General features: G+C 65.1%; 15 protein-coding genes and 1 pseudogene. 12 read left to right on the top strand and 4 right to left on the bottom strand.

The window, feature by feature from the left end; translation table 11 throughout:
• Positions 1-73 precede the first annotated feature (73 nt).
• The gene (locus RTW82_RS31095) at positions 74-1,816 is read left to right on the top strand and encodes an amidohydrolase (RefSeq protein ID WP_316927504.1); all 1,743 of its coding nucleotides are present in this window, start codon (positions 74-76) and stop codon (positions 1,814-1,816) included.
• A 258-nt stretch (positions 1,817-2,074) separates the two neighbouring features.
• Positions 2,075-2,983 carry a DMT family transporter gene (locus RTW82_RS31090; RefSeq protein ID WP_184488996.1) on the top strand — a complete coding sequence of 303 codons (909 nt, stop codon included), beginning with the start codon at positions 2,075-2,077 and terminating at the stop codon, positions 2,981-2,983.
• 170 nt (positions 2,984-3,153) lie between these two features.
• Here the strand turns inward: RTW82_RS31090 and RTW82_RS31085 are convergent, their stop codons facing one another.
• The gene (locus RTW82_RS31085; protein WP_263402220.1) at positions 3,154-4,239 is read right to left on the bottom strand and encodes a polyamine ABC transporter substrate-binding protein; all 1,086 of its coding nucleotides are present in this window, start codon (positions 4,237-4,239) and stop codon (positions 3,154-3,156) included.
• A 247-nt stretch (positions 4,240-4,486) separates the two neighbouring features.
• On the opposite strand from RTW82_RS31085, the gene RTW82_RS31080 reads away from it, so the two are divergent.
• A complete protein-coding gene (locus tag RTW82_RS31080) occupies positions 4,487-6,151 on the top strand; it encodes an MFS transporter (protein WP_263402221.1) in 1,665 nt (554 codons plus the stop codon).
• Positions 6,152-6,380: 229 nt separating this feature from the next.
• Here RTW82_RS31080 and cysK read toward each other — a convergent pair whose 3' ends face one another.
• Positions 6,381-7,355: a cysteine synthase A gene (gene cysK / locus RTW82_RS31075; RefSeq protein WP_316927503.1), complete on the bottom strand. Its 975-nt coding sequence runs from the start codon at positions 7,353-7,355 to the stop codon at positions 6,381-6,383.
• Positions 7,356-7,485: 130 nt separating this feature from the next.
• Between cysK and RTW82_RS31070 the strand changes: the two genes are divergently transcribed.
• The 5 genes from RTW82_RS31070 (at position 7,486) to RTW82_RS31050 (ending at position 11,730) form a co-directional block, all read left to right on the top strand.
• Positions 7,486-8,565 (top strand): DUF748 domain-containing protein, encoded by a 1,080-nt coding sequence (locus tag RTW82_RS31070; protein WP_316927502.1) that lies wholly within the window; start codon positions 7,486-7,488, stop codon positions 8,563-8,565.
• A gap of 285 nt (positions 8,566-8,850) precedes the next feature.
• Positions 8,851-9,696, top strand: a complete 846-nt coding sequence (locus RTW82_RS31065) for an AAA family ATPase (protein ID WP_021220273.1) — start codon at positions 8,851-8,853, stop codon at positions 9,694-9,696.
• Positions 9,697-9,703: 7 nt separating this feature from the next.
• On the top strand, positions 9,704-10,138 hold the full coding sequence (locus tag RTW82_RS31060; RefSeq protein ID WP_111263519.1) for a hypothetical protein: 435 nt from the start codon (positions 9,704-9,706) through the stop codon (positions 10,136-10,138).
• The gene (locus RTW82_RS31055; protein ID WP_316927501.1) at positions 10,131-10,526 is read left to right on the top strand and encodes a GFA family protein; all 396 of its coding nucleotides are present in this window, start codon (positions 10,131-10,133) and stop codon (positions 10,524-10,526) included. The genes RTW82_RS31060 and RTW82_RS31055 overlap by 8 nt, the downstream gene beginning before the upstream one ends.
• Before the next feature lie 25 nt (positions 10,527-10,551).
• Positions 10,552-11,730, top strand: a complete 1,179-nt coding sequence (locus tag RTW82_RS31050; protein WP_043246514.1) for a vWA domain-containing protein — start codon at positions 10,552-10,554, stop codon at positions 11,728-11,730.
• A 72-nt stretch (positions 11,731-11,802) separates the two neighbouring features.
• Here RTW82_RS31050 and RTW82_RS31045 read toward each other — a convergent pair whose 3' ends face one another.
• Positions 11,803-12,162 carry a hypothetical protein gene (locus RTW82_RS31045; protein WP_021220276.1) on the bottom strand — a complete coding sequence of 120 codons (360 nt, stop codon included), beginning with the start codon at positions 12,160-12,162 and terminating at the stop codon, positions 11,803-11,805.
• A 230-nt stretch (positions 12,163-12,392) separates the two neighbouring features.
• On the opposite strand from RTW82_RS31045, the gene RTW82_RS31040 reads away from it, so the two are divergent.
• The 3 genes from RTW82_RS31040 (at position 12,393) to RTW82_RS31030 (ending at position 14,557) form a co-directional block, all read left to right on the top strand.
• The gene (locus RTW82_RS31040; RefSeq protein WP_169708426.1) at positions 12,393-12,824 is read left to right on the top strand and encodes a hypothetical protein; all 432 of its coding nucleotides are present in this window, start codon (positions 12,393-12,395) and stop codon (positions 12,822-12,824) included.
• Between the two features lie 461 nt (positions 12,825-13,285).
• Positions 13,286-13,735 carry a Bro-N domain-containing protein gene (locus RTW82_RS31035; protein ID WP_410478884.1) on the top strand — a complete coding sequence of 150 codons (450 nt, stop codon included), beginning with the start codon at positions 13,286-13,288 and terminating at the stop codon, positions 13,733-13,735.
• A gap of 219 nt (positions 13,736-13,954) precedes the next feature.
• Positions 13,955-14,557 (top strand): hypothetical protein, encoded by a 603-nt coding sequence (locus RTW82_RS31030; protein ID WP_263402230.1) that lies wholly within the window; start codon positions 13,955-13,957, stop codon positions 14,555-14,557.
• A gap of 84 nt (positions 14,558-14,641) precedes the next feature.
• Here the strand turns inward: RTW82_RS31030 and RTW82_RS31025 are convergent, their stop codons facing one another.
• Entirely contained in the window at positions 14,642-15,547 is a 906-nt protein-coding gene (locus tag RTW82_RS31025; protein WP_184489004.1) for a LysR substrate-binding domain-containing protein, read from the bottom strand.
• 155 nt (positions 15,548-15,702) lie between these two features.
• On the opposite strand from RTW82_RS31025, the pseudogene RTW82_RS31020 reads away from it, so the two are divergent.
• A pseudogene (locus RTW82_RS31020) lies at positions 15,703-15,828 on the top strand (hydrolase); the annotation flags it as partial.

The raw sequence follows: 15,828 nt of genomic DNA, 5'->3' as shown, positions 1-15,828 counted from the left end.
GAACATAGCATTCTGCCGCTGCCCCGGCTTGGTTAGGCTCAGCGCCATACCAACAAAAACCGGAACCCAGCCGATGAAGCGCCTCGCCCCCACCCTCCTGGCCACCGCCCTGATCTGTGCCTCCATGGAAAGCATGGCGGCGGTGGACCTGATCCTGCACAACGCAAAGGTCTACACCGCCGAGCCCGGCCAACCCCTGCAGCAGGCCGTGGCCGTGGAGGACGGCAAGATCCGCGCGGTGGGCAGCGACGCCGACATGCTGCGGCTCAAGGAAGCCGGCACCCGCGTGATCGACCTGGGCGGCAAGGTGCTGATGCCCGGCTTCGTCGACTCCCACTCGCATGCGGTCATGGGCGGCCTGGAGCTGGCGTCGGCCACCGTCGACACCCAGCTCCTGCCCATGGACGAGCTGGAGCGGCGCCTGCGCCAGTGGCGCGACGACGGCAAGGCACGCCAGGGCGATATCCTCAGCGTCGGCGGCCTGCCCTCGGCCTACTGGAGCCAGGTGGCGGAGTTCGAGCGGCGCTTCAACCAGGGCGAATGGAAGGACGTGCCCATCGCCTTCATCGGCTGGGACCAGCACACCGGCTGGGTCAACCAGGCCATGCTGAAACGCGCCGGCATCGACGCCAATACCGTGAAAGCCCTCAAGGGCGAGCAGCTGGCCACCGTCGGCCACCACGAAGACCAGCGCCCCAACGGCTTCCTCGCCGACGCCGGCCTCGACCCGGTGCTGGCGCAATACCCGACGGCAACCCCCGAGCAGTTGCTGGAGGCCGGCCGCGCGGCCCTGCGCTACAACCTCAGCCTGGGCATCACCGCCTGGATGGACCCGGCGGCCAACGCCGCCCCCGGCGAGCCGCTGTTCGACTTCAAGCCCACCGCCCAGACCCTCGGCATCCTGCCGGTGTACAAGGCCATGGCCGAGAAGGGCGAACTGACCGCCCACGTCGCCGCGCTGCTGGTGGCCCATCCGAAAAGCCGCCCCGCCGACCTGGACACCCTCGACCAGGTGCGCCGGCAGTTCCAGGGCGTGCCCAACCTGAGCCTGCCGGGCATCAAGATCTTCGCCGACGGCGTGCCCGAATACCCGGCACAGACCGCCGCCCTGCTGGAGCCCTACAAGAACTCCAGGAAGTACGGCGAGCTGCTGATCGACCCGGCGCACTTCGGCGAGCTGGTCAGCGCGGCGGACGCCAGGGGCTGGCTGGTGCACGTGCACGCCATCGGCGACCGCGCGGTGCGCGAGTCCCTCAACGGCATCGAGCAGGCGCGCAAGGACCGGCACAGTGGCATCCCCCATTCCATCACCCACCTGCAGATGGTCAACCCCAAGGAGTTCGCCCGCTTCAAGCCGCTCAACGTGATCGCCTCCATGCAGCTCTACTGGGCCAGCGCCGACGACGCCACCCTGGACCTGGTGCAGCCCTACATCAGCGCCATGGCCTTCCAATACCAGTACCCGGCCCGCTCGCTGCTGAAGAACGGCGCCACCATCGCCGGCGCCAGTGACTGGCCGGTGACCACGCCGCAACCCTGGAAGGCGATCTACCAGGCCGTCAGCCGCAAGGGGCCCAAGGGCGTGCTCAACCCGAGCGAGGAGATCGACCGGGAAACCATGTTCCAGGCCTACACCCTCAACGCGGCGCGCACCATCGGCCTGGACCGGCAGATCGGCTCGCTGGCCCCCGGCAAGCAGGCCGACCTGATCCTGCTGGACCGCGACGTGTTCCAGGTGGAGCCCGAGGCCCTGCGCGACACCCAGGTGCTGAAGACCTGGTTCGGCGGCAAGGAAGTCTTCGAAGCCGCCCTGTAACGGCCACGCCCCGGCGCCCTTGTGGGAGCGGAGTCATCCGCGATGCCCCGCCCCGCAACGCCGGGTTTCACCCGACCTACAACCGCCACAACCGCCCCGCCCGTAGGGGCGAATTCATTCGCCCAACGACCCCCCCTCCCCGCACAACGCCCGGCCCAGACGCCTTGCCAAACTGTGCCGCCGATTTGATCGCAAGTTGTCGATTGCACCGCTACCGGGGCGGCGTAAGCTGTGCCGCTCCTGCCTCGGAGCCACTCAATGAAACCCGCCGATCTCGTCCGCCTGCTGAGCCTCGCCGCCATCTGGGGCGCCAGCTTCCTGTTCATGCGCGTGCTGGTGCCGGTGATCGGTGCGCTGCCGACGGCGTTCTTCCGCGTGGCCATTTCGGCCATCGGCCTGGTGGCGATCCTGGCGCTGCTGCGGGTGACCTGGGACTTCCGCGGCAAGCTGGGCAAGATCCTGCTGATAGGCGTGGTCAGCTCGGGCATCCCCGCGGCCATGTACGCCCTGGCCGCCGAGGTGCTGCCGGCCGGCTACTCGGCCATCTTCAACGCCACCACGCCGCTGATGGGCGTGCTGATCGGCGGGCTGTTCTTCGGCGAGAAGCTGACCCTGCCCAAGGCCGCCGGCGTGCTGCTGGGCCTGGCCGGCGTGGCGGTGCTGACCGGTGCCGGGCCGGTGGCCTTCGATGCCGACCTGCTGCGCGGTGCCCTGGCCTGCCTGATGGCGACCACCTGCTACGGCTTCGCCGGCTTCTTCACCCAACGCTGGATCAACGATGCCGGTGGCCTGGACAGCGGCCTCTCGGCCTTCGGCGCCCAGGCCGGCGCGACGCTGTGCCTGCTGCCGATCTTCCTCGCCAGCAGCCACGCCATGCCCCTGGCGCCCCTGGCCGAGCCGGGCATCTGGCTCGCGCTGGCCGGGCTGGGGCTGCTGTGCACCTCGTTCGCCTACGTCATCTACTTCCGCCTGATCGCCAACGTCGGCCCGGTGAAGACCATGACGGTGACCTTCCTCATCCCGCTGTTCGGGGTGTTCTGGGGCGCGCTGCTGCTGGACGAGTCGCTGTCCTGGGCGCACCTGCAGGGCGGCGTGCTGATCGCCCTGGCGCTGTGGCTGGTGCTGCGCCCGGCGGTAGCGGCGGTGAAGGTGGAGCAGGCGTCGTAGGTGGGTGCGGCCCGACGCGGGTTGCACCCGCCCTACGCATGGCCCCCTGTAGGTCGGGTGAAACCCGGCGTTGCGGTGTTGGGCCATCGCGGATGAATCCGCTCCCACAAGGACAATGCCCATAAGAAAAACGCCCCGGCAAGCCGGGGCGTTTTCGTTTCAGCGAGGGATCACTTGCCGGTCTTGACGGTGTTCCAGGTGCGGGTGCGCACGCGGTCGATCTTCTGCGGCATGGACTCCAGGGCGAACAGCTTGGCCATGACGTCGGCCGGCGGGTAGATCGCCGGGTCGGCCTTGATGTCGGCTTCCACCAGCGGTTCGGCGGCGTTGTTGCCGTTGGCGTAGTGCACGTAGTTGCTCACGCCAGCGATCACCTCGGGGCGCAGCAGGTAGTTCATGAAGGCGTAGCCGGCCTTCTCGTCGGGGGCGTCCACCGGCATGGCGACCATGTCGAACCACATCGGCGAGCCTTCCTTGGGCGTGGAATATTTGATCTCGACGCCGTTGCCGGCCTCCTTGGCGCGGGTGGCGGCCTGGAGGATGTCGCCGGAGAAGCCGACGGCCACGCAGATTTCGCCGTTGGCCAGGTCACCCACGTATTTGGACGAGTGGAAGTAGCGCACGTAGGGACGGACCTTGAGCAGCGCAGCCTCGGCGGTCTTGTAGTCTTCCGGCTTCTTGGTGTGGTGCGGCAGGCCCAGGTAGTTGAGGGTGATGGGCAGCAGCTCGGGGCCGTTGTCGAGGATGGCGACGCCGCACTTGGCGAGCTTCTCCATGTTCTCGGGCTTGAAGATCAGGTCCCAGGAATCCAGCGGGGCGTTGTCGCCGAGCACTTCCTTGACCTTGGCCGGGTTGTAGCCGATGCCGGTGCTGCCCCAGAGGTAGGGGAAGCCGTGCTCGTTGCCCGGGTCGTTGACCTCCAGGGCCTTGAGCAGCGCCGGGTTGAGGTTCTTCCAGTTGGGCAGCTGGCTCTTGTCGAGCTTCTTCAGCGCGCCGGCCTCGATCTGCTTGGCCATGTAGTGGTTGGACGGGACGACGATGTCATAGCCGGATTTGCCGGTCATCAGCTTGCCGTCGAGGGTTTCGTTGCTGTCGTAGACGTCGTAGGTCGCCTGGATCCCGGTCTCCTTGCTGAACGTGGCGACGGTGTCCGGCGCGATGTAGTCGGTCCAGTTGTAGATCTTCACCGTTTCGGCGGCCTGTGCGGCACCGGACACGGCGAGGGTCAGGAGCAGAGGCGCGAAGGAACTTCTCATTGTCTTTGTTTCCTGGCTGCGGATTGGAGTCGGGGCTCGGCAAGCGTAGTCGATACTGCCGTTGCGCCAGCTTTACCCCGGTGGCCAGGCGAGACAATTGCACAAAAGTCCCAGCGGACCCGCGAGGAAGAATGCCACTGGCGAAAACCGCCGATCCAGCCTTTGTCCGCCGGGACGCTGACTACACTTGCGCGGTAACCAGGGACCGGCGCCCATGGCCCGGTCCGGCCTCGCAAGGAACCACCCCATGCTCCAGTCCGTATCGCCGAAGAACGACCTGCCGCGCACACCCGAATCCGAGGAAGCCCCCAAGAGCGGCCTGTTCAGCCCCTTCACCATCACCGCGTTCCGCATCATCTGGATCGCCAACCTGTTCGCCAACCTGGGTACCTGGGCGCAATCGGTGGCCGCCGCCTGGGTGGTGACCGAAGCCCACGCCAGCCCGCCGACGGTGGCGATGATCCAGGTCGCCGCCGCGCTGCCGCTGGTGCTGCTGTCGATCATGTCCGGCGTGCTGGCCGACAACCACGACCGGCGCAAGATCATGATGGCGGGCCTGGCCTTCGAGATGAGCGGGGCGACCTTCCTCACCGCCATGGCCTTCTTCGGCTACCTGGACCCGCTGCTGCTGATCGTCTCCATCCTGTGGATCTCCATCGGGGGCTCCATCACCATCCCGGCCTGGCAGGCGGCGGTGAACGAGCAGGTGCCGGCGAAGATGGTGGGCGATGCGGTGCTGCTCAACAGCGTCAACTACAACGTCGCCCGTGCCGCCGGCCCGGCCATCGGCGGGCTGATGCTCAGTGCGGTGGGGCCGGCCTGGGTCTTCCTGTTCAACTGCCTGTGCTACCTGGGGCTGATCTGGGCCATCTGGCGCTGGCGCCGGGTGCTGCCGGTGCGCACCCTGCCGCCGGAGCGGCTGATGGAAGGCGTGGTCGCCGCCCTGCGCTTCACCCAGTACTCCAGCGTCACCCGCCTGGTGATGTTGCGCTCCTTCTCCTTCGGTATCTCGGCCAGCGCCGTGTGGGCCTTGCTGCCGCTACTGGCGCACCGCAACCCGGACGGCGACGCGGCGGTGTACGGCTACATGCTCGGCGCCCTGGGCGTGGGGGCCATTCTCGGCAGCCTGGGGGTGAACCTGGCGCGACGGCGCATCGGCACCAGCCGCCTGATCAGCTTCGGCGGCCTGCTGCTGGGCCTGGTGCTGCTGGCGCTGGGCTCGCTGGACAGCCTGTGGGTGATCTTCCCGGCGCTGATCCTGGGCGGCGGTTGCTGGATCGCCGCGGTGGCCAGCTACAACTCGGCGGTGCAGATACTGGTGCCGGACTGGGTCAAGGCGCGTGCCCTGGCGCTTTACCAGACGGCGCTCTACGGCGGCCTGGCGCTGGGTTCGTTCCTCTGGGGCCACCTGGCGGAAACCATGGGGGTGAAGGGCGCGCTGTTCGCCGCCGGCTGCCTGATGATCGCCTGCGCCTTCCTGCTCTATCAGTCACGCCTGCCGGAGCTGGACGCCACCAGCATCGCCCACGCGGTGACCACCCTGCCCGGCCAGCCGACCTTCGTCTTCAACCCCGGCCGCGGCTCGGTGCTGGTGACCATCGAATACCGCATCCCGGTGGAGCGCACCCGCGACTTCGTCCGCGCCATGCAGATACTCCGCCGCCTGCGCCTGCGCAACGGTGCCGACCGCTGGGCGCTGTACCGCGACACCAGCGACCAGGAGAACTGGCAGGAAATCCTCCTGGTGGACAACTGGCTGCAGCACCTGCGCATGCTCGACCGGCTGACCATCGCCGACAAGGCGATCATCGACAACGTGACCATGCTCCACGAAGGCGAGGAGCCGCCACGGGTGAGGCACGGGGTCAGTTATGAGTCGGGGAGTTATGAAGCGAAGGCAGCTGGAAGCTAGAAGCGGCTTCGTAGGATGGCGTAGAGCGAAGCGAAACCCATGCTGCTGGGGATCGCTCCGCGCTCCCAGGCGAATGAACTCGCCCCTACGCGGGTTGCACCCGCCCTACCGGTTCAGGTCGAGCGATGGCGGTAGGTCGGGTGGAACCCGGCGCATCGGTGCCGGGATTTCGCGAATGAATTCCCACAAGGACGCATGCCCCCGTGTGCCGGGGGCATGCCGATAGGCCTTACTGCTGCAATTCCTGCTCGGTGAACAGGCCGTCGAAGAGCATGGTGGAGAGGTAGCGCTCGCCGGAGTCGGGGAGGATGACGACGATAGTCTTGCCCTGCATCTCCGGCTTCTCGGCCAGGCGCACGGCGACGGCCATGGCGGCACCGCCGGAGATGCCGCAGAGGATGCCTTCCTCGCGCATCAGGCGCAGGGCCATGGTCTTGGATTCGTCGTCGGTGGTGAGCTCGACGCGGTCGACGATGGAGAGGTCGAGGTTCTTCGGCACGAAGCCGGCGCCGATGCCCTGGATCTTGTGCGGGCTGGGCTTGACCTCTTCGCCGGCCAGGGTCTGGCTGATCACCGGCGAGGTGACCGGCTCCACGGCCACCGAGAGGATCGGCTTATTGCACTGCTGCTTGATGTAGCGCGATACACCGGTGATGGTGCCGCCGGTGCCGACGCCGGCCACCAGCACGTCCACCGCGCCGTCGGTGTCGTTCCAGATTTCCGGGCCGGTGGTCTTCTCGTGGATGGCCGGGTTGGCCGGGTTCTCGAACTGTTGCAGCAGCAGGTACTGCTCGGGGTTGCCAGCGGCGATCTCGGTGGCCTTTTCGATGGCGCCCTTCATACCCTTGGCCGGCTCGGTGAGCACCAGCTCGGCGCCCAGGGCCTTGAGCACCTTGCGGCGCTCCAGGCTCATGGAGGACGGCATGGTGAGGATCAGCTTGTAGCCACGGGCGGCGGCGACGAAGGCCAGGCCGATGCCGGTGTTGCCGGAGGTGGGCTCGACCAGGGTCATGCCCGGACGCAGGCGGCCTTGTTCCTCGGCGTCCCAGATCATGTTCGCGCCGATGCGGCACTTCACCGAATAGGCCGGGTTGCGCCCCTCGACCTTGGCGAGGATGGTCACGCCCTTGGGGCCGAGCCGGTTGATCATCACCAGCGGGGTGTTGCCGATGGCCTTGGAGTTGTCTGCGTAGATGCGGGTCATGGTCCTGTCCTTAGAGGTAGCGGGCAGATTAAAGGCGAACAGCCTATGCCCGTGTGCCGGTGCAGTCCAGCCGAACTCATTGCGGTGGGTGGCAGTCCATGAAAGAGACTCGCCCCCGGCGGATGCCCCCATGAAACGACGCTACAGCCTGCCCCTCGGGGCCCTCCTCGCCCTCGTCCTGCTGCTGGTGGTGGCGCACTTCGCGCTGCCCTGGCTGATACGCGACTACCTCAACGACAAGCTCGCCGACATGGGCGAGTACCGCGGCCATATCGCCGATGTCGACCTGGCCTGGTGGCGCGGCGCGTACCGCATCAACGGCCTGTCCATCGTCAAGGCCGATGGCGACATCCCGGTGCCGCTGCTGGATGCCCCGGGCATCGACCTGGCGGTGAGCTGGCATTCGCTCTGGTACGAGCACGGCGTGGTGGCGCGGGTGATCTTCGAGGCGCCGGAGGTGAACTTCGTCGACGGCGGCAAGAACAAGCAGGACTCCCAGACCGGTGCCGGCACCGACTGGCGCGACCAGTTGAACAAGCTGCTGCCCATCACCCTCGACGAGGTGCGCGTGGTCAACGGCCGCATCGCCTTCCACAACTTCAGCTCCACGCCCAAGGTGGATATCGACGCCAGCGAGGTGAACGCCAGCCTCTACAACCTGACCAACGTCGCCGACGACAGCGGCGAGCGGGTGGCGCGCTTCGAGGGCCGGGCACAGTTGCTCGGCCATGCGCCGCTGGAGGTGGAGGCGCGCTTCGACCCGTTCAAGAACTTCGAGGACTTCGAACTGCGCCTGCGCGCCCGCGACGTCGACCTGCCCCGGCTCAACGACTTCTCCCGCGCCTACGGCCGCTTCGACTTCAAGGCCGGCAGCGGCGACCTGGTGATCGAGGCCCGTGCCGATAACGCCCAGCTCAGCGGCTACATCAAGCCGCTGCTGCGCAACGTCGACGTGTTCGACTGGGAGCAGGACGTGGAGAACGACGACAAGGGCTTCCTCCGCTCCCTGTGGGAAGCCCTGGTGGGCGGCAGCGAGACGCTGCTGAAGAACCAGCAGCGCGACCAGTTCGCCACCCGCGTGGAGCTCAGCGGCAACGTGCACCGCCAGGACGTAAGCGCCTTCCAGGCCTTCCTGTCGATCCTGCGCAACGCCTTCATCGAGGCCTTCACCACCCGCTTCGAACGGCCGCCGCCGGAGAAGAACGACTGACCGCCGGCGCCCATCGCGGACGAATCCGCCCCCACGAGACGTGGGCCCCTGTAGCCGAAGGTGACAGTCGCGGCCCTGGCAGGCCCGTGCTTGAGCCTTCACCCATCGCAGGTCGGGGTACGCCGCGCAAAGGGAATGGCTAGGCTGGAGGGAGAGTGACCGCCCATTCAGTGACTGAATGCCCCGTCTGCGTTCACAGTGCGCCGGGCCGCGCGTTATAGTCGGCCTTTCCGTAAATACCGAAGGCCCCGGCCGAGCCGGGCGTTACCGTTCGAGGATTCCCTGATGAAGTTCGAAGGCACCCAGTCCTACGTCGCCACCGACGACCTCAAGCTCGCGGTCAACGCCGCCATCACCCTGCAACGTCCGCTGCTGGTCAAGGGCGAGCCGGGCACCGGCAAGACCATGCTCGCCGAGCAACTGGCCGAGTCCTTCGGTGCCCGCCTGATCACCTGGCACATCAAGTCCACCACCAAGGCGCACCAGGGCCTGTACGAGTACGACGCGGTGAGCCGCCTGCGTGATTCGCAGCTGAACTCCGAGAAGGTCCAGGACGTTCGCAACTACATCAAGAAGGGCAAGCTGTGGGAGGCGTTCGAATCCGAAGAGCGCGTGATCCTGCTGATCGACGAGATCGACAAGGCCGACATCGAGTTCCCCAACGACCTGCTGCAAGAACTCGACAAGATGGAGTTCTACGTTTACGAGACCGACGAGACCATCAAAGCCAAGCAGCGCCCGATCATCATCATCACCTCCAACAACGAGAAGGAACTGCCGGACGCCTTCCTGCGCCGCTGCTTCTTCCACTACATCGCCTTCCCGGATCGCGAGACCCTGCAGAAGATCGTCGATGTGCACTACCCCAACATCAAGAAGGACCTGGTAGCCGAAGCGCTGGACGTGTTCTTCGACGTGCGCAAGGTGCCGGGCCTGAAGAAGAAGCCCTCCACCAGCGAGCTGGTCGACTGGCTGAAGCTGCTGATGGCCGACAACATCGGCGAAGCCGTACTGCGCGAGCGTGACCCCACCAAGGCCATCCCGCCCCTGGCCGGTGCCCTGGTGAAGAACGAGCAGGACGTGCAGCTGCTGGAACGCCTGGCGTTCATGAGCCGCCGCGCCAGCCGCTGAGGCTGCGATGGACATCGAGCGGATCAGACGCAAGCGCCAGAAGAACGTTCAGGAGCAGTCCCTGCTCCGGCGTGAAGGGCTGCGACTGACCGCCGAGTACTACCGCAACCAGCCAGACGAATTGCCTCGCGTGCTCCTGCACCACCCGCAGGCACTGGGGATCGACTGGAGCCGCACCATCATGGTCGACCTGCATATAGAGCAATACGGCGGTCATTCAGTCAGCGGCCTGCTGCTGACCCAAGACTGCCGGTTCATTGAGTTCGACCTCGATACCAACGAGGACTACTCCAAGCTGGATGCCAAAGGCCGCAACCTTTGGCATGACGTGACAGAGCAGACCTCGACCTCCCGCCATAACCGCGGGACGGGTGTCAGCGACGGTGCCTGGGCCCTGGAAGTCCAACGCCAGCTCAACGGAGAGGCCAGCGACAATGCATAACGGCAGCTGCCTGTGCAGCGCGGTGAAGTACCAGATCGACGCCCCCATCGAATCCGCCACCCATTGCCATTGCAGCCAGTGCCGCAAGGGCCACGGTGCCGCGTTCGCCACCTATGGCAACGTGCGCTGGAGCGACTTCCGCTGGACCGCGGGCGAAGACTTCGTGACCCACTATCACTCCAGCCCCGGCGTCACCCGCAGCTTCTGCCGGCAGTGCGGCGCCACCCTGCAGTGGTACAGCGACAACGCCCACCCGAACTGGGTGTCGATCGCCCTGGGCACGCTGGATTCGCCCCTGGGCGAGATCCCGCAGAAACACATCTACCCCGAATCCAAGGCCGACTGGTACGCCATAGCCGACGGCCTGCCCCAGGAACCCCGTTCCTGAGGCCAACCAGCAAGAGGGCGCAGCCATGCTGCTCAACCTGTTCAACGAAATGCGCGCGGCCAAGGTGCCGGTCTCGGTCCGCGAGCTGCTGGACCTGATCAACGCGCTGAAGCACAACGTGGTGTTCGCCGACATGGACGAGTTCTACTTCCTGTCGCGCACCATCCTGGTCAAGGACGAACGCCATTTCGACAAGTTCGACCGGGCCTTCGGCGCCTACTTCAAGGGCCTGGAAAACCTCAACCAGCACATCGAGGCACTGATCCCCGATGAATGGCTGCGCAAGGAATTCGAGCGCATGCTGACCGACGAGGAGCGCGCGCAGATCCAGTCCCTCGGTGGCCTGGACAAGCTCATCGAAGAGTTCAAGAAGCGCCTGGAAGAACAGAAGGAACGCCACGCCGGCGGCAACAAGTGGATCGGCACCGGCGGCACCAGCCCCTTCGGCTCCGGCGGCTTCAACCCCGAGGGCATCCGCGTCGGCGACGCCGGCAAGCGCCAGGGCAAGGCCGCCAAGGTGTGGGACCAGCGCGAATACAAGAACCTCGACGACCAGGTGGAACTGGGCACCCGCAACATCAAGGTCGCCCTGCGCCGCCTGCGCAAGTTCGCCCGCCAGGGCGCCCAGGATGAACTCGACCTGGACGGCACCATCGACCACACCGCCCGCGACGCCGGCCTGCTCAACATCCAGATGCGCCCCGAGCGCCGCAACAGCGTGAAGCTCCTGCTGCTGCTGGATATCGGCGGCTCCATGGACGCCCACGTGAAGGTCTGCGAAGAACTCTTCTCGGCCTGCAAGACCGAGTTCAAGCACCTCGAATACTTCTACTTCCACAACTGCGTGTACGAATCGGTGTGGAAGAACAACCTGCGCCGCACCTCCGAACGCACCTCCACCCTGGACCTGCTGCACAAGTACGGCGCGGACTACAAGGTGGTGTTCGTCGGCGACGCCGCCATGGCCCCCTACGAAATCACCCAGGCCGGCGGCAGCGTCGAGCACTGGAACGAAGAGCCGGGCTACGTCTGGATCAAGCGCTTCATGGAGAAGTACAAGAAGCTCATCTGGATCAACCCCTACCCCAAGGACACCTGGAACTACACCGCCTCGACCAATATCGTGCGCGAGCTGATCGAGGACCAGATGTACCCGCTGACGCTGAGCGGGCTGGAAGACGGGATGAAGTTCCTGTCGAAGTGACAAGAAAAACGGGCCCGGAAGGGCCCGTTTCATTTCCTGGGTGCTCAGCTCCCGGCAGCCCTTCGGGGCCGCTTATTTTGGGTTCGGCCCTTCCTCGTAGATCACCTCGATCTCGCCGACGATATTGTCGTTGAGGGCCTCGAGGTCCTCGGCCGGGATCCACCATTCGGTATGGCGGCTGCCGCCGACCTGCTCGATCCGATACTTCTCGACGAACTCGCGCCGCACCCTGAAGCGGGTCACGTAACCCTTCTTGAAGTCCGTGACGTTCCACTTGTTGATCTCGATGGCGTAGGCCTCGTTGGTCACCGGGTAGAAGATCGGCTGCCCCGGCAGCCTGGGCGGCCAGCGCTTGAACCCGCTGGCGGCAACCAGGGCAAGCTCCTTCTCGCCGCAGGGGCGGTACATGGTGATCAGGTCATCCGTAGTCACTACTGTTGCTCCTTGAAAGACATATCGCCACTGAGGCTTGGCTATTTAAAGTCTTGCCTTCAAGAAACACACCTTCATTTTGGCTGGTTACATCGGCTTCACCCTAAACTCCAACGCAGCCACAGCCAGTTCCCACTTCCCAATGGCGCTCGCCACTACTATTTTTTGTTTTGCGCTGCCAAATTGCACCACTCGCATAGCGCAAATTCCATAGCAAGGAGCTATTAACCATGAGTTACTTATTTCAAGACGGAATTGAGGCAGCACTCCAAGTCGAATCCATGAGAGGAAATGCGTCCTATCTAAAGAGTCAATGTGAGCAAATGACGCAAAAATTGATAAATGACTCACCTCGCCATATCAACATTCATGATGACCTTAGCTATGCGGAAAGCCTGATCTTTTCAATGGGAAATCAGTTCAAACCCTCCGGAGTGGCGCAGGGCGAATGGGCAGGCGACTACGTATCAGAGTGGCGGATGGTTAGTGGGAACGCTGGAGTTATTCGTGGAATGGTTTCAAACGAACTATATAGGGCCTATCAAATCGGACTGGATATTCGCTCCAACCGAGTTGTGGGCAAGATGTTCAAACTTGCAGTCATGGTCTGGTCAACGATAGGAGATTATTCCAGCCCCACTCAGAATGAAGGACGCCGCTAGCTAAGCTCACTCCTATAGAGACTTTAAGCGACCTGAAGCAACTTGAAACGGAGGGCTTTGGCTTGGTTTATTTAGAGAGGTCTTACGCCTAAGCCTCCGAAGAACCTATTGCCCACCTCATCCACGCTCTCGATCCTCCCCCCTCCACGGTCAATCCCGTGGCCGGGTTTGGCGGCCCGGGAGTTAGCAAGCGCGATGGCGCCGAGGTGCTTGCGAGAACGGCGAATGTTCTTGCAGGCCCCCGCACGCATGCAGTCATGCACTGCTCTGCGTTATGGCAGATCGCGCGGGGAGACCTCCTGGTCTGCCGGTTCCTACTAGCCGGTTCGCCAACCCCGCGTGGTCTGCCACCCTCGTTTGGAGACGTAGGTGGCGGCTCTTCCGACCTAATAGGAGCTCCGCCATGCACGACGCATCCACCCATCGTTTTCCAACGCCACAACCACCAGCTGCGCACCGTGATGGTCGACAACCAGCCCTGGTTCGTCGCCCACGATTTCGCTCGCCTGATCGGCGCTCTGCGCCCCTACCGCATGACCCGCCTGGTGGACCCGCACCAGCGCCGTGTCGTGGTACTGCGCCACGCCAACGCTGGCAGCGAGGAGGTACTGGCCATCAGCGAGGCCGGCGCCTATCGGCTGCTGTACCGCTTCGATCACCCGGAACACAGATGCATCAGCCAATGGCTTAGCGAGGCGGTGGTGCCAACGCTATATGACCGCCACCGCAACCCCGAAGCGGCCCCCCGGCGGGCCGCCATGAGCTGGGCCAATCAGCGGATTGGCATTCTGAAATGGCAGGGGGATATCTGGATCGCCCGGCAGGATCTGCCGGTCTTCCTCGCCAGCCGGGACGACCCGGCACTCAGCGATGAGCCGAGCTGGAGGCGGATGCCCTTCACCGATTGGTAATACCTGTAGGGGCGAATTCATTCGCCTAGGGAGCGCGGAGCGATCCCCCGTTGCAGCATGGGTTTCGCTTCGCTCTACCCATCCTACGAGCGGTGGGAGTGGATTGGCCCGACCACCGGCTCGCACAAACGCGCACTGGTTTCACAATGCCTTCAAGGCGTTCGGCTAAGGTGCGTGCCATCCGCCCCACGGGGCTTGGCCAGCACACCGGAGGACAGCATGGACACCATCCGCGACGGTATCGATGCCTATAACCAGACCTACCTCGAGATCAACGGGGAAGACGACGAGCTCTTTACCGAAGGCCCTGCGTCGGAGGAGGAAATCGAGCAGTTGGCGTCCATCACCGGCCCACTGCCGGCTGAGCTGCAAGGCTTCTACCGCAGCCTCGGCGCGCTGAAGAACCAGACCGAATCCGACTCCCACTGCTTCTGGATTCCGGCCCCCGCCGAGCTGGCGGACTGGCTGCAGGAGCAGGACGGCTCGGCCGGGATCATCGACGTGATCCGCGCCCATTGGGGCGGTGATCGCCCGGAGTTCGACGCGGGCCGCCACTTCAGCGCGGAAGAGATCGCGGCGCTGAATGAGCGCTTCATCGGCTACGGCTGGTACAGGGTGGCGGACATCCTCGAAGGCGCCTATTTCCTGTTCTTCGACCGTGAGGGTCGCTTCGGCAGCCTCTACTACCACCAGGACGATTTCGCCGGCGCCAAGCAGGCGCTGAAGGAGATGCTGCGCGACGGCATCAAGGGCCAGCCGCTGGAGCAACTGCTGGGCGAGGCACTGGAAGAAGTGCGCGCCAGCATGGAGGAGTTCGGCTGACGCCGACGCCCCTCCCCGCTCCCACCCCGTAGGGTGGGCCGGGCGGCGCTGCGCTTCAGCCCACCGCCCCCACCCTGCACCGCATCACGCCATGTCGCTGCCGGCGAACTCTTCGCCGAGGAAGTCGATCAGTGAGCGCACCGAGGGCAGCAGCCCGCGCCGCGAAGGGAAGATGGCGTGGACGATGCCGCACTTGGGCGAGAAGCCCGGCAGCATTTCCACCAGCGTGCCGTTGGCCAGGTCCTCGCGTACCGCGACCCGTGGCAGGTGGGCGATGCCGACGCCCCCCAGCACGCCATTGCGCAGGGCCAGCAGGTCGTCGGTGACCATGCGCGGGCGGTGCGGGATGGTCAGCCGCGCCCCTTCCGGGCCGAACAGCTCCCATTGGTAGTCCCGCTGCGCGCCGCCCCAATGCAGGCTCGGCAGGCGGCCCAGTTCCTCGGGCGCAAAACCTGCCGGCAACCGGGTGAGGAAGTCCGGCCGGCCCACCAGGCACTGGGTGCTGTCGGCGAGCACCTTCATCACCATGTCGGTGTTTTCCAGGGGCGGGAAGCGCACCCGCAGGGCGATGTCGAAGCCTTCGTGGAGCAGGTCCACCCGGCGGTTGGTGCTTTCGATGAAGAGCTCCACCAGCGGGTACTTGAGCATGTAGCGGGTGAGCATCGGCCCGACCCAGGAGTTGAGCAGCGTGGTCGGGCAGGCGATGCGCACCAGGCCGCGCGGCTCGCTGCGGTTGCGCTCGATCACCTCCGCCGCCCCTTCCGCCTCCACGCGCATGGCCACGCAACGCTGGTAATACTCCTGGCCGATCTCGGTGAGCGAGCAATGCCGGCTGGTGCGGTGGATGAGGCGTACGCCGAGGCGCTCTTCGAGCTGGGCGATGCGCCGGCTGAGCTTGGACTTGGGCATGTCCAGCGCGCGGCCGGCGGGGGCGAAGCCGCCGTGCTCCACCACCTGGGTGAAGTAGTAGAGGGTGTTCAGGTCTTCCACGCTCGTTCTCCAAATAGAACGCTAGAGGTATTTTTCGCAGTCTAGCGGATCAAGGGTGCCGAATTTAATCTTTCTCACATGCAGACAACGCCTGCAGCGAGAAGCAGAACCCAACGCCGAACCGGCACCCAGAATCGATAAGCGAGGAACGCACCATGACCAATTTCACTTACAACCGTCTCGACAAAGACAACGCCGCCGTCCTGCTGGTGGACCACCAGGCTGGCCTGCTCTCCCTGGTTCGCGATATCGAGCCGGACAAGTTCAAGAACAACGTCCTG

Source organism: Pseudomonas sp. zfem005 (assembly GCF_032621735.1).
GTDB lineage: Bacteria > Pseudomonadota > Gammaproteobacteria > Pseudomonadales > Pseudomonadaceae > Metapseudomonas > Metapseudomonas solani.
The sequence above is the reverse complement of the archived record's forward strand: the minus strand, read 5'-3'. Positions and strand labels throughout refer to the sequence as shown.

Excerpts from the sequence above, each read along its gene's own strand:
- RTW82_RS31095 (WP_316927504.1), top strand. The coding sequence starts at position 74 with ATGAAGCGCCTCGCCCCCACCCTCCTGGCCACCGCCCTGATCTGTGCC.
- RTW82_RS31090 (WP_184488996.1), top strand. The coding sequence starts at position 2,075 with ATGAAACCCGCCGATCTCGTCCGCCTGCTGAGCCTCGCCGCCATCTGG.
- RTW82_RS31085 (WP_263402220.1), bottom strand. The coding sequence starts at position 4,239 with ATGAGAAGTTCCTTCGCGCCTCTGCTCCTGACCCTCGCCGTGTCCGGT.
- RTW82_RS31080 (WP_263402221.1), top strand. The coding sequence starts at position 4,487 with ATGCTCCAGTCCGTATCGCCGAAGAACGACCTGCCGCGCACACCCGAA.
- cysK (WP_316927503.1), bottom strand. The coding sequence starts at position 7,355 with ATGACCCGCATCTACGCAGACAACTCCAAGGCCATCGGCAACACCCCG.
- RTW82_RS31070 (WP_316927502.1), top strand. The coding sequence starts at position 7,486 with ATGAAACGACGCTACAGCCTGCCCCTCGGGGCCCTCCTCGCCCTCGTC.
- RTW82_RS31065 (WP_021220273.1), top strand. The coding sequence starts at position 8,851 with ATGAAGTTCGAAGGCACCCAGTCCTACGTCGCCACCGACGACCTCAAG.
- RTW82_RS31060 (WP_111263519.1), top strand. The coding sequence starts at position 9,704 with ATGGACATCGAGCGGATCAGACGCAAGCGCCAGAAGAACGTTCAGGAG.
- RTW82_RS31055 (WP_316927501.1), top strand. The coding sequence starts at position 10,131 with ATGCATAACGGCAGCTGCCTGTGCAGCGCGGTGAAGTACCAGATCGAC.
- RTW82_RS31050 (WP_043246514.1), top strand. The coding sequence starts at position 10,552 with ATGCTGCTCAACCTGTTCAACGAAATGCGCGCGGCCAAGGTGCCGGTC.
- RTW82_RS31040 (WP_169708426.1), top strand. The coding sequence starts at position 12,393 with ATGAGTTACTTATTTCAAGACGGAATTGAGGCAGCACTCCAAGTCGAA.
- RTW82_RS31035 (WP_410478884.1), top strand. The coding sequence starts at position 13,286 with ATGGTCGACAACCAGCCCTGGTTCGTCGCCCACGATTTCGCTCGCCTG.
- RTW82_RS31030 (WP_263402230.1), top strand. The coding sequence starts at position 13,955 with ATGGACACCATCCGCGACGGTATCGATGCCTATAACCAGACCTACCTC.